Here is a 12,247-nt window from a genome sequence, read left to right as displayed (position 1 = left end):
GGGACCGTCCGAAACCGGTGGACACCGGGAGGAGCATGGTGATCGTGAGCGATATCCGACAGGACGAGACCTGGGACGCCGAGACCGCCGCGCAGTACGACACACCGGGGACCGGCATGTTCGCGCCGGAGGTCCTCGACCCGACCGTCGAGCGGCTCGCCGAGCTGGCGGCCGGCGGGCCGGCGCTGGAGTTCGCCGTCGGCACCGGGCGGGTGGCCGTGCCGCTGGCCGGCAGGGGCGTGCCGGTCACCGGCATCGAACTGTCCGAGCCGATGATCGAGCGACTGCGCACGAAGGTGGACGAGGCGACGATCCCGGTCGTCGTCGGGGACATGGCCACCGCCACCGCCTCCGGCGAGTACGCCCTGGTCTACCTGGTCTTCAACACCATCTCGAACCTGCTCACCCAGGCCGAGCAGGTCGCCTGCTTCCGCAACGCGGCCCGGCACCTCGCCCCCGGCGGCCGGTTCGTGATCGAGCTCTGGGTGCCCGAGCTGCGGGCCCTCCCGCCCGGCCGGGAGGCCACGGTCTGGCTGACCCAGCCCGGCTACATCGGTCTGGACACCTACGACCTGCTGCGCCAGCACGTCGTGTCGCACCACTTCCGGTTCGACGGCAGCCGGCAGGCCTCGTTGTTCCGCAGCCCGCACCGCTACGTCTGGCCTGCCGAGCTGGACCTGATGGGTCAGCTCGCCGGGTTCGAGCTGGAGAGCCGGCACGCGGACTGGGTCGGCGCCGAGTTCACCGCCGAGTCCCGCTCCCACGTGTCGGTCTACCGCCTCCCGGGGTAGCCTTCCGGGCCGGCCGACACCCCGTCGGTGGGCCGGCCGGCCCACCGACGGGAGGCCCGGAGGGCCCCGCCGGCGCGCCGTGCCCGACCACCCGGGCGGCTCAGAGCAGCCCGTAGCCGAGTTCCTCGGCGGCCACCGACCAGAAGGTGTTCTCGTGGGCGACCGCCGGCGGGTCGATCTCCCGGAACCGCTCGGTCACCTGCTCGCCGAGGGCCGCCAACTCCTCGTCGGCCTCGTCGTCGATCGCCTCGGCGGCGACCTGCGCGGCCCGGAACGCCTCGGCGCAGGCGACGAAGGCGGCCAGGGTCGAGTTGACCAGGTCGGCGCCCTCGTCGTCGACCAGGGACACCGCGCCGGTGTCGGTCGCGACGACGAGCCGGGACAGCCCCTCGTCCTCGGCCAGCACCAGCCCGGCCGGCTCGGGCCGGGGCGCCGGGAGCCAGGTGCCCGGGTAGGGGAGGGTGTCGCCGGTCGCCCGGAGCAGAGTCAGCGCGGAGTCGATCGCCGCGGTGTCGGTCGCCACGCGGAGGACTCTAGCCCGACCCTCCACTGCGGCCGGTCACGGGATCGGCCACTCGTGGACCGGCCGGTTGCTGTGCATCAGCTCCACGTAGTGGCGGACCACCTCCCGCAGCGCCGCCGGGCGGTCCAGGTGGTCGGCCGACTCCAGCCGGTGCAGGGTCGCCACCTGCCAGCTCGCCCCGTTGCGCCCGGTGAGGCAGCGCTGCTCGATGATGCCGAGCAGCCGGTCCCGTTCGGCCGGGTCGACGCCCCACCGGTCCAGACCGTGGTGGGCCAGCGGCAGCAGCCGGCGCAGCACCAGCTCGGTCACCGGCAGGTAGCCCAGGCCGGGCCAGAAGACATGCGCGTCGATGCCGTGCCGGGCGCCGGTGACGAAGTTCTCCTCGGCGGCGCTGAACGACATCTGCGACCACAGTGGACGGTCGGCCTCGGCCAGGGCGCGGACCAGACCGAAGTAGAACGCCCCGTTGGCGATGGTGTCGAGCACGGTGGGCCCGGCCGGCAGGACGCGGTTCTCCACCCGCAGGTGCGGTCGACCCCGCAGCACGTCGTAGACCGGGCGGTTCCACCGGTAGACGGTGCCGTTGTGCAGCCGCAGCTCCGCCAGCTTCGGCACGTCCCCGCTGGCCAGGGCGGTCGCCGGGTCCTCCGGGTCACAGACCGGCAGCAGCGCGGGAAAGTACCGGACGTTCTCCTCGAACAGGTCGAACACGCTGGTGATCCAGCGTTCCCCGAACCACACCCGGGGGCGTACCCCCTGGGCCTTGATCTCCTCGGCCCGGGTGTCGGTGGCCTGCTGGAACAGCGGGATCCGGGTCTCCCGCCACAGCTCCCGGCCGAAGAACAGCGGGGAGTTCGCCCCGAGCGCCACCTGACACCCGGCGATCACCTGCGCGGCGTTCCAGTAGTCGGCGAACTGGGCCGGGCTGACCTGGAGGTGGAACTGGGTGCTGGTGCAGGCCGCCTCGGGGGTGATGGCGTCGGCGGTGACCGCGAGCCGTTCCACCCCGTTGATCGAGATCCGCAGGTCCTCACCCCGCGCCGCGAAGATCTGCTCGTTGAGCTGTTGGTACCGGGGGCTGGCCGAGAGCGTGCCGGCGGTCAGGTGCTCGGGGCGCAGGGTGGGCAGGATGCCGATCATCACCAACTGCGCGCCGACCCCGCGCGCGGCCCGGTCGGCGGCGTTGAGGCTGGCCCGGACGCTCTCCTCGAACGCGGTCAGGCCGGTCCCGGCGAGCCGGCGCGGGGCGACGTTGATCTCCAGGTTGAACTGGCCCAGCTCGGTCTGGAAGCTCGGGTCGGCGATGGCGGCCAGCACCTCGGCGTTGCGCATCGTCGGCAGCCGGCCGGCGTCGACGAGGTTCAGCTCCAGCTCCAGCCCGGTCATCGGGCGGTCGGTGTCGAACCGGGACTCCCGGAGCATCTCGGCGAAGACGTCGAGGCAGCGCCGCACCTTGTCGCGGTAGCGGGCCCGATCCTCCCGGCTGAAGGTGGTCAGCACCCCGACATGCTCGCTCATGGTCACCATCCTGTCACCATCCGTGTGGTCGGTTGTGCCGTCACGGCCCAATGCCGGACCCGACGTACCGTTCTCCTTACCCACGGTGCGGGTGATGTCGCTCCCGGAATCGCCGGTCGCCGTGTCGGGTCCCGGTCGGGGTGTCTACCATTGCCGGCGCGGAGGTGGGAGCGTGACGATGCGCGACGTGGTGACCAGGCTCTTCGTGGTGGCGGCGATCGCCGAGGCGGGATCCTGGCTGGCCCTGCTGGTGGGCATGGCGGTCAAGTACGGTCCGCCCGGCAACGAGATCGGGGTGCAGATCTTCGGGCCGATCCACGGCGCGCTCTTCGTCGTCTACGGAGTCCTCGTCCTGGCCGTGGCCCGGCTGCACCGGTGGAGCCTGCTCGCCACCGCGGTCGCGCTGGCCTGCGCGGTGCCGCCCTTCGCCACCATCGTCTTCGAGCGCTGGGCGGCCCGCCGGGGGATGCTCGGCAGCGCCGCCGACACCCCGCAGCGCACGCCCACCCCGGTCGGCTGACCCCGCGTCCCTCCCGTCGGGGACGGGAAGGCCGCTGACGCCGTGAGCCGGGTGGCGCCGCTGCGGACCGGGCGGCGCTCCCCGGGGCGGTCCGGGGTCGCGCGGCGCGTCGGTGATGGTCGATACTGCCGTGATGCGCCGAGTCCTGCCGATGGTGACCGTCGCCGTGCTGCTGCCGGCCCTGGCGGCCTGCGACGCCCCGCCGGCGACCACCCCGCCACCCGGCCCGCCGGCGACGGCCGGCACCCCGACGGCGCTGGCCGTGCCCCCGCTGCGGCTGCCCGAGGTGGGCCCCGGTGGGGCCTGCCCGACCAGCGCGCCGCAGCCCTGGCCCCGCGCCGACCAGGCGAGCCGGGTGCTCGGCCCCGGGCCGGTGCACCCGGTCGCCGACTACTTCGGCGACGGCACCGTGCTGCGGCTGCGCGACCACGACCGGCAGGCGGACGGTACGTACCGGACGAAGGTCCGGTGGGTCGCCAGCGGGTACACCGGGCCGGTGCTGGTCCGGGCGGCCCGCATCGACGGGCCCGGCAGCGCCGCCGCGGAGTTCTCGTACCTCGGCGATCCCCGCGACGGCGGGCATTACGCGGTGCTGACCCAGCCGGACAGCGACCTGCCCGGCACCACCATGGTCGGCGGTCCCGGCTGCTACGCGTACCAGGTCGACGGGACGACGTTCAGCGTGACCGTCGTGTTCCGGGCCGAGCCGGAGGCGCCCTGACCACCGGGCGCCGGCGCGGGGCGCTCAGGCCAGCAGGAGCAGCGCCACGACCACGAGGACGATCAGCGCCCCGAGGACGGCCTGCAGCAGCAGCGGCGGGCCGAGGTGGCTCCAGAGGGTGGCGTGACGCGGCCGGAGCAACTGGCCGGTGGTGAGGTTGACGATCTGCTCCACCCGGGGCGGCAGATCCGGGTCCTGCGGCTTGAGCGTGATCTGCACCCAGTCCGCCGGGTGCAGGGCGCTCTGGGCCAGGTGCCCGTGCAGCTCCACCTCGAAGAGCCGGTTGTCGCGGTCGCGCAGTCGCAGCGGTGTGACCAGGAACTCGGGGCCCTTGCGCAGCTCCTTCCAGCTCCGCCGGCCGCCGCCGCCCGTGGCGCTGGACAGCAGCGAGCGGATCGCCAGCAGCAGCAGGCCCATCACGCCGGCGGCGGTCACCACGGCGACCAGCACCGGCTGGCCGACCTTCAGCTCGCGGGTGTAGCCGTCCATCAGCCGGACCACCCGACCGGTGAAGATGCGCTGCGTGGGGCGGGCGATCCGCTTGTACTCGAGGTCGCTGTCCATGGTCACCACCGAGAGCCGTGCGCCACCGAGAGCTGTGCGCCACCGTGAGTCGTTCGCCACCGAGAGTCCGGTTTCCGGTACCGATCGTATCGGTTCGCGGGCCGGAAGGACATGAGTGAACGCGAGTCATGTTCGCGTGGCGGTCAGGTGACTCCGCCACCGGCGCGGGTAAGCGCAGGGCCGAGCTGGAAAGGGGTCGAGCATGCAGCTGTCCTTCCTGCGCCCGCTGTACGACCGTGCCGGGCCGTGGTGCTCGGTCTACCTGGACGCCTCCCGGGACACCCAGGACTCGCGTCCCGCGCTGGACCTGCGCTGGCGGGCCCTCAAGGGCGACCTGCTCGGGCAGGGGGCCGACGCCGCCACCGTCGACGCGATCGAGCGGGTGGTCCGTGGCCACACCCCGATGGCCGGCGACTACGGCATCGCCGTCTTCGCCACCGGGGGCCGGGTGGTGCTCTCCGAGTACCTCTCCGCGCCACCACTGCGGGACCTGGCCAGCGTCGCGCCGCTGCCGCACACCATGCCGCTGGTCGCCCAGCGTGGCGAACAGGTCGCCTGGGTACGGGTGCTGGCCGACCGCACCGGCGCGGACGCGATCGCGGTGGGGGCCGGGGAACTGCCCCGCCGGGCGACCGTCCGGGGCCGGCAGAGCTACCCGCTGCGCCGGGCCAACCCGGGCGGCTGGTCGCAGTCGCGCTACCAGCGCGCCGCCGACGAGGCCTGGCACCACAACGCCGGGGACACCGCGGCGGCCACCGCCGAACTGGCCGAGAAGGTCGACGCGGAGGTGGTGGTGCTCGCCGGCGACATCCGGGCCACCGGCGTGATCGCCGCCCAACTGCCCCGGCGCTGGCAGAACGTGCTGGTCCGCACCGACGCGGGCGCCCGCACCGGCGGCGCCGACCCGGCCGCGATGGACGACGTGACCGTGCAGGTCATCGCCGAGGCCGCGCAGGCCCGGGTGGACGCCACCCTGGACCGGTTCGGCATGCAGGAGGACGTCGGCGCGGGGCTAAACGCGGTGGTCGACGCGCTGCAACGCAACCAGGTCGACACGATGCTGATCGTCGACGACCCGTCCGCCACCGGGCAGCTCTGGATCGGGTCCGCGCCGACCGACATCGCCACCGACCCGGAGCGGCTCACCGGGGGCGGCGATCCGCAGCAGGTCCGGGCCGACGCCGCGCTGCTGCGCGCGCTGGCCGGCACCGACGCCGAGCTGACCGTGCTGGCGCCCGGCGAGGCGCCGGAGCTGGCCGACGGGGTCGGCGCGGTGCTGCGCTACGTCGACCAGGCCACGCCCGGCCGCACCGCCGGCTGATCCCCGCACGCGGGGGTGGCGGGCGCGGTGGCACGGTCATGTCCGTGATCAACGGATTATCCCTACCGGTGGCCTATGCCCTGTTTGAACCCCATCGCGGTGGGAAGCCCGGGCCCGTGGTGAGCGAACGAGGCAAGGTGGAGCCGGTACGCGAGGGACCGGCGGGGCTGGTCGCCGGGGGTACCGGCCTGACCGGTGACCGGGTGGCGGCCCCGGGCAGTACGGCCCGGGTGCTGGTCGCCGCGACGGCCCGCGCGCTGCGCGGCACCGACTGCGCGGACCTCGGCCAGCCGGCGACGCTCGCCCGGATCGCCGCCGCGCCGGAGGCGGTCCGCCGTACGGCGGTGGCCCGCGCCGCCGGCCGGGCGGCGCTCAGCCCGGCCCAGGTCGCCGAGGTCGACGCCGACCGGGTCGCCCGGTGGCTCGCCGAGCAGTACCCGCGCCGCCGCTACCCGGGGGTGCTGCTCGGCTCCCCGCACGGCGCGGCCGTCCACCTGGCGGTGGCGCTCGGCATGCCCTGGCTGCCCACCGGCTTCGAGGTGACCGTGCGGTGGCCGGAGGGGACCGTGGACCGACCCGGGGCCGCCCTCGACCACGGCACGTCGCTGGCCGCCCGGTTGCTCGCTGGCAACGCCGACGTGCACCTCCGTCAGGTGCACTGCCCGGCCAGCCGGGGCACCCTCGCCGGGGCGACCGTGGCGCTGTCGGTGCGGTGGCGGCACCTGCCCGGCGCGTACCGGCGGTTCCTGGCCGACCGGCTGGCGCCGCAGGCCCCGGTGCTGGTGCTGCGCGACGGCCGGACCTGGCCGGTGCTCGACGTCGGCCCCGGGCACAGCTTCCAGGTCGGCTGCCCGGCCAGCGGCCTGGACCCGGTCGACTTCCACCCGGACAGCCACGCGCTGCGCCAGGTGCTGCGCGCCGCCGGGGGAGACGACGCCCGCTGGGAGCCGCCCGAGGTCTCCTGCGCCCGGGGCGACGCCGAGCACGGCGTGGAGCCCGGTTTCGTCCACAGCGTCCGCGAATGGGCGGGACGGCGCGGACACCCGCTGCACAAGGTGCTGGTCCCGCAGCCGGAGGCGCTCAGCGCCACCGTCGCCGACCTGTACCGGTGGTGGCTGCGCACGGCGGGCAAGACCGGCGACCGGCTGGTGGTGGAGTGCGGGCGGCTGCTCGACCCGTGGCAGGTGCTCCGGGCCGGACTGGTGCCGTACTGGTGCGAGAACGCCACCCGGCGGGCGGTGGCCGGCGCCGAGTGGTGGCTGGCCGGCAGTGCCCCGTTCACCTCGGTGGACGTCCTGCCCGAGCCGCCCGGCGTCCGCTCACCGGCGCTGGCCGGCCTGCCGCAGTGGCTCGCCGTCGCCGCCTTCGGCCGGCGCCGCCGGGCGCTGGACCGCACCGCGACCCGGGGCTACCCGGTCACCGCGGTACCCACCCGCCGGGCCACCGAGGTGCTCCGCGCCCAGCCCTACGACCTGCCGGTCCCGCCGCCCCTGCCGGTCGGCGCGGCGCTGGCCGCGTTGCGCGAGGACGGCCCCCGCCAGGGGCTCGCGCTCTGCTGACCCGGCCCGGCCGAACAGCCCGGGACCAACCCCGCCGAAACATCCTCGCGATCCCGGGTCTCGTGATTGAGTACCTACGGAGCGGGAACACCGCAGGCCGCGACGGCCCGTCAGCACTGGCTGCCGTGCGTCGTCGCCGCCCGGCGTCAGCAGACGCCGCTGGTGCTCCGGCTGCGGAATCAGCCACGTGACCCACTTCCGGCCCGGTGCGTGGCCCGACCACGCGCACAACCGGTTCCGATCCGGGCGGGGACCTTCCTGAGGGAGGCGCGGATGTTCGGACAGACCAGCACGACCACACCACCGCCGACGAACGAGCGTGGCCTGGAGGACCTGGACGCCGCGGCGCTGGCGTACGCGGCCCGGATCGAGGGGCTGCCCCCGCACCGGCGGCAGGAGGCCCGCGACGACCTGGTCCGCTTCGCGCTGCCCTTCGCCGGTCGGCTCGCCCGCCGGTACCGGGGGCGGGGCGAGCCGCTGGAGGACCTGGAGCAGGTGGCCCGGCTGGGGCTGGTCAACGCCGTCGACCGGTACGACCCGGAGCGGGGGTCGTTCACCGCGTACGCGGCCATCACCATCGTCGGCGAGATCAAGCGGCACTTCCGGGACCGCACCTGGGGGGTGCACGTGCCCCGCCGGCTGCGGGACCTGATCCTGGAGGTCGGGCAGGCCACCGCCGCGCTCACCAGCGAGCTGTCCCGGGCCCCCAGCGTGGCCGAACTGGCCGAACGGCTGGACACCCCGGAGGAGGAGATCCTGGCCGCCCTGGAGTCCGCCGCCGGGTACAGTCCGGCCTCGCTCAACGCCCCGGTCGGCGGGGAGAGTTCGGCCGAGTTCGGCGACCTGGTCGGCGAGTCGGACAACGCCCTCGAGTCGGTCGACGACCGGGTCACCGTCTCGGGGCTGCTGCACCGGCTGCCCTGGCGGGAGCGGCGGATCCTGGCCATGCGCTTCTACGGCAACCAGACCCAGGCCGAGATCGCCGCCCGGTTCGGCATCTCCCAGATGCACGTGTCCCGGCTGCTGTCGCGCGCGTTGACCTGGCTGCGCCAGGCGATGCTCGCCGACACCCCGCCACCCTGGCAGAACGGCGCCGCCGAGACCGAGCCGACCGGCCGCACCCCCACCCCGGTCCGCGACCGCTGAGGTGTAAGGAAGGGCCCCCTGTTAACGCATCCGGTAGAGAGGGGTCCCCCTCTCACCACCGGGGTGTTAACAGGGGGCCCCTCCTTACGGCGGGGGCGCTCAGTGCTCGGGGGTGTCGCCACGGCTGTGCGGGTGACGCCAGCGCTCGTCGGGCTGCGGCTCGCGCTCCGCGCCCAGCGACCCCACCTCCGGCTCGTCGGTCTGCTCGAAGCTGGGCCGGCGGACCTCCTCCGGTTCCGGTACCTCCACCGGCCGGGCGCCGGACTGGGGCGCCGGTTGGTACGCCACCGCCTCCCGGGCGCCGTGCGCCCCCTCGGCGGCCGGGGACTCCGGCACGTGCGGTTCCCGGTGGAACTCCTCGTGGAACTCCTGGGGCGGGCGGGTGGTGCGTTGCGGCAGGTCCCGGCCCAGGTCGGCGACGAGCGGGCCGTACTTGGCGTCGAAGGCGGGCCGCTCGGAGCGGATCCGGGGCATCCGGTCGAAGTTGCGCAGCGGCGGCGGGCAGGTGGTGGCCCACTCCAGCGAGTTGCCGAAGCCCCACGGGTCGTCCACCGACACCATCGCCCCGTACCGCCAGGACCGCCACACGTTGTACATGAAGAACAGGGTGGAGAGGCCGAGCACGAAGGACCCGACCGTGGAGATCATGTTGAGCGTCGTCCAGCCGTCGCTCTCCAGGTAGTCGGCAAACCGGCGGGGCATCCCCTCCGCCCCCAGCCAGTGCTGCACCAGGAAGGTGGCGTGGAAGCCGACGAACATGGTCCAGAAGTGCGCCTTGCCCAGCCGCTCGTCGAGCAGCCGCCCGGTCATCTTCGGGAACCAGAAGTACACCCCGCCGAACGCGGCGAAGACGATGGTGCCGAAGAGCACGTAGTGGAAGTGGGCCACCACGAAGTACGAGTCGGTCACCTGGAAGTCCACCGGCGGGCTGGCCAGCAGCACCCCGGTCAGGCCGCCGAGCAGGAAGGTGACCAGGAAGCCGATGGCGAACAGCATCGGGGTCTCGAAGGTGATCTGCCCCTTCCACAGGGTGCCGATCCAGTTGAAGAACTTCACCCCGGTGGGCACCGCGATCAGGTAGCTGAGGAAGCTGAAGAACGGCAGCAGCACCTGGCCGGTGCCGAACATGTGGTGCGCCCACACGCTCATCGACAGGACGGTGATCGCGATGGTGGCGAGCACCAGGCCGGTGTACCCGAAGATCGGCTTGCGCGCGAAGACCGGGATGATCTCGGTGATGATGCCGAAGAACGGCAGCGCGACGATGTACACCTCGGGGTGGCCGAAGAACCAGAACAGGTGCTGCCAGAGCAACGGCCCGCCGGTCGCCGCGTCGTACACCTGGGCGTGCAGGATCCGGTCGGCGAGCAGCGCCATCAGCGCGGCGGCCAGCAGCGGGAAGACCAGGATCACCAGGACGCTGGTCAGCAGCAGGTTCCAGGTGAAGATCGGCATCCGGAACATGGTCATGCCCGGCGCGCGCAGGGTGAGCGTCGTGGTGATCAGGTTGACCGCGCCGAGGATGGTGCCCAAGCCGGAGATGACCAGGCCGACGACCCACATGTTGCCGCCGACGCCGGGGCTGTGCTGGGCCAGGCTCAGCGGTGTGTACGCGAACCAGCCGAAGTCGGCCGCCCCGCCGGGGGTGAAGAAGCTGGCGGTGACGATGGTCCCGCCGAACAGGTACAACCAGTACGCGAACGCGTTCAGCCGGGGGAACGCCACGTCGGGCGCGCCGATCTGCAACGGGACGATGTAGTTGCCGAAGGCGAACACCAGCGGGGTGGCGAAGAGCAGCAGCATGATCGTGCCGTGCATGGTGAACGCCTGGTTGTACTGCTCGGGGGAGAGGAACTGCATGCCGGAGCGGCCCAGCTCGGCCCGGACCAGCAGCGCCAGCACGCCGCCGATGAGGAAGAAGACGAAGGAGGTGGCCAGGTAGAGCAGGCCGATCTGCTTCGCGTCGGTGGTCCTGAGCAGTTTGGCCAGGTAATTGCCCGGTAGCGCTTGGCGGACCGGGCCGGGGAAGCCACCGAACCGGGCCGGCGCCAGGATCGCTGGGCCCCGGTCCTGTCCGGGTTCCGTGGTTACCCGCTTGGGCATGGCTCTCACCCCGTCGTAGAGACAGAACGGACGGGCGTGCCTACCCGTCCCTCTGCCCATGAAACCAGGCGAGAGGCGAAAATTGGCGTATATCGTCAGCCAGCGGGCAGTATCGCCCAGACCACCTTGCCGTCCGGTACCGGCGAACTGCCCCACCGCTGGGCCAGCTCGCGGACCAGCAGCAACCCCCGGCCGCCCTCGGCCCGCAGGTCGGGCCTGCCGGGCCGGGCCGCCAGCCGGCTGCCGTCGGAGACCGCGACGTGCAGGTACGGCCGTCGCAGGGTCAGCGTGACCTGCATCGACGTGCCGGCGTGCCGCACCACGTTGCCCACCAGCTCGCTGAGCACCACCGAGGCCGGGCCGACCAGCTCCGGCAGGTTCCACCGGCCGCAGGCCTCGCCGACCAGCTCCCGGGCCCGCCGGCAGGCGCCGGTGACCGGCTCCAGCCGGGCCCGCAGCCGCGGCGACGCCTCGGCGCCGGCCATCCGGGTCGCCGCCGCGAAGTCCGGACGGACCGGCACCACCCGGCAGGTGGTCGACTCGGCCAGCCAGGTCGCCGCCACCGGGGGCGGGGAGCAGAGCACCATCGGCACGGCCGGCCAGTCGGCGGCCTGCCGGCAGATCGCCGCGAAGACCGACAGCGCCAGCCGGTCGGCGACCCGGACCTGGGCCAGGTCGACGACGAGGGCGTCCGGCTGCGCGGTGAGGCAGCGCGCCAGCACGGTGTGCACCGACCGCATGGTGCCCACGTCGAGGTCGCCGCGGAGCCGGACCACGGTCACCGGTGACTCGTCGTGGACCGTGCAGGTGATCCGGCTCGACATCGTGCCCTCGCTATCGCCCTCGGTGGCCTGCGAACTACCCGACCGCCCTCGTCGGTGGCCTGCGAACTACCCGACGTCCGGTGGGGTGAAACCGGACGTCGGGAGGGCGACACACCGCCGCGGTGGGACCGGACACGGTCACCCGGCGTCACCGTTGGCGACGGGTGCGGGCCAGGTGCCGGGGCGTGGCGCGGGAGGCGAGCAGCCCGAGCAGGACCATGCCCACGCCCAGCCCCAGGTGCAGCCAGTTGTCGGCGTCGTTGACCGGCAGGACGTTCGCCGTGCTGGCGTGGTCGACCGCCAGGCCGTACACCCAGAGCACCAGGTAGATCGCGCCGCCGCCGACCAGGTACCCCCGGGCGCCGGCGACGGTCCGGGCCAGCGCCAGTCCGGCCAGCCCGAACAGCAGGTGCACGACGTTGTGCAGCACGGAGACCTGGAAGACACCGAGCAGCCGGGCGCCGGAGCCGTGGCCGGCGAAGCGCAGGTCACCGAAGTCGCTGGTCACGCCGGGCACGAAACCGAGCACCCCGACGAGCAGGAAGACCACCGCGACCACCCGGGCCGCCCGCCGTACCGGGGGCTGGCCGTCGGCCGGGTTGCGGCGGGCCCGCGCGTGCGCCGTCGACCCCGTCATCGCCCCGCCCTCCTCGCCGC

The 12,247-nt window shown here is 73.8% G+C and carries 12 protein-coding genes; 6 read left to right on the top strand and 6 right to left on the bottom strand.

Going from position 1 to position 12,247, the window contains the following annotated elements; translation table 11 throughout:
- Positions 1-44: 44 nt before the first annotated feature.
- Positions 45-791: a class I SAM-dependent DNA methyltransferase gene (locus tag ACQUFX_RS09070; protein ID WP_428965563.1), complete on the top strand. Its 747-nt coding sequence runs from the start codon at positions 45-47 to the stop codon at positions 789-791.
- A 100-nt stretch (positions 792-891) separates the two neighbouring features.
- On the opposite strand, the gene ACQUFX_RS09065 is transcribed toward ACQUFX_RS09070, so the two are convergent.
- Entirely contained in the window at positions 892-1,314 is a 423-nt protein-coding gene (locus ACQUFX_RS09065; RefSeq protein ID WP_428965562.1) for an SUKH-4 family immunity protein, read from the bottom strand.
- A 36-nt stretch (positions 1,315-1,350) separates the two neighbouring features.
- Positions 1,351-2,832: a glutamate--cysteine ligase gene (locus ACQUFX_RS09060; protein ID WP_428965561.1), complete on the bottom strand. Its 1,482-nt coding sequence runs from the start codon at positions 2,830-2,832 to the stop codon at positions 1,351-1,353.
- Positions 2,833-3,010: 178 nt separating this feature from the next.
- On the opposite strand from ACQUFX_RS09060, the gene ACQUFX_RS09055 reads away from it, so the two are divergent.
- Positions 3,011-3,352: a DUF3817 domain-containing protein gene (locus tag ACQUFX_RS09055; RefSeq protein ID WP_428966911.1), complete on the top strand. Its 342-nt coding sequence runs from the start codon at positions 3,011-3,013 to the stop codon at positions 3,350-3,352.
- A gap of 133 nt (positions 3,353-3,485) precedes the next feature.
- Positions 3,486-4,073: a hypothetical protein gene (locus ACQUFX_RS09050; protein WP_428965560.1), complete on the top strand. Its 588-nt coding sequence runs from the start codon at positions 3,486-3,488 to the stop codon at positions 4,071-4,073.
- Between the two features lie 24 nt (positions 4,074-4,097).
- Here the strand turns inward: ACQUFX_RS09050 and ACQUFX_RS09045 are convergent, their stop codons facing one another.
- Positions 4,098-4,646, bottom strand: a complete 549-nt coding sequence (locus ACQUFX_RS09045) for a hypothetical protein (RefSeq protein ID WP_428966910.1) — start codon at positions 4,644-4,646, stop codon at positions 4,098-4,100.
- Between the two features lie 193 nt (positions 4,647-4,839).
- Here ACQUFX_RS09045 and ACQUFX_RS09040 point away from each other — a divergent pair, with 193 nt between their 5' ends.
- The 3 genes from ACQUFX_RS09040 (at position 4,840) to ACQUFX_RS09030 (ending at position 8,663) form a co-directional block, all read left to right on the top strand.
- Positions 4,840-5,958, top strand: coding sequence for a baeRF2 domain-containing protein (locus ACQUFX_RS09040; protein WP_428965559.1), 1,119 nt, complete (start codon positions 4,840-4,842; stop codon positions 5,956-5,958).
- A 167-nt stretch (positions 5,959-6,125) separates the two neighbouring features.
- Positions 6,126-7,517 (top strand): hypothetical protein, encoded by a 1,392-nt coding sequence (locus tag ACQUFX_RS09035; protein WP_428966909.1) that lies wholly within the window; start codon positions 6,126-6,128, stop codon positions 7,515-7,517.
- Positions 7,518-7,790: 273 nt separating this feature from the next.
- A complete protein-coding gene (locus ACQUFX_RS09030) occupies positions 7,791-8,663 on the top strand; it encodes a SigB/SigF/SigG family RNA polymerase sigma factor (RefSeq protein ID WP_428965558.1) in 873 nt (290 codons plus the stop codon).
- Positions 8,664-8,762: 99 nt separating this feature from the next.
- On the opposite strand, the gene ctaD is transcribed toward ACQUFX_RS09030, so the two are convergent.
- The 3 genes from ctaD to ACQUFX_RS09015 form a co-directional block, all read right to left on the bottom strand.
- The gene (gene ctaD, locus ACQUFX_RS09025) at positions 8,763-10,766 is read right to left on the bottom strand and encodes an aa3-type cytochrome oxidase subunit I (RefSeq protein WP_428965557.1); all 2,004 of its coding nucleotides are present in this window, start codon (positions 10,764-10,766) and stop codon (positions 8,763-8,765) included.
- A 95-nt stretch (positions 10,767-10,861) separates the two neighbouring features.
- A complete protein-coding gene (locus tag ACQUFX_RS09020) occupies positions 10,862-11,590 on the bottom strand; it encodes an ATP-binding protein (RefSeq protein ID WP_428965556.1) in 729 nt (242 codons plus the stop codon).
- 148 nt (positions 11,591-11,738) lie between these two features.
- On the bottom strand, positions 11,739-12,227 hold the full coding sequence (locus ACQUFX_RS09015) for a DUF4383 domain-containing protein (protein WP_428965555.1): 489 nt from the start codon (positions 12,225-12,227) through the stop codon (positions 11,739-11,741).
- Positions 12,228-12,247: the final 20 nt, after the last annotated feature.

The organism is Micromonospora fluostatini (assembly GCF_050410825.1).
GTDB classification, from domain to species: Bacteria; Actinomycetota; Actinomycetes; order Mycobacteriales; family Micromonosporaceae; genus Micromonospora; species Micromonospora rosaria.
The sequence above is the reverse complement of the archived record's forward strand: the minus strand, read 5'-3'. Positions and strand labels throughout refer to the sequence as shown.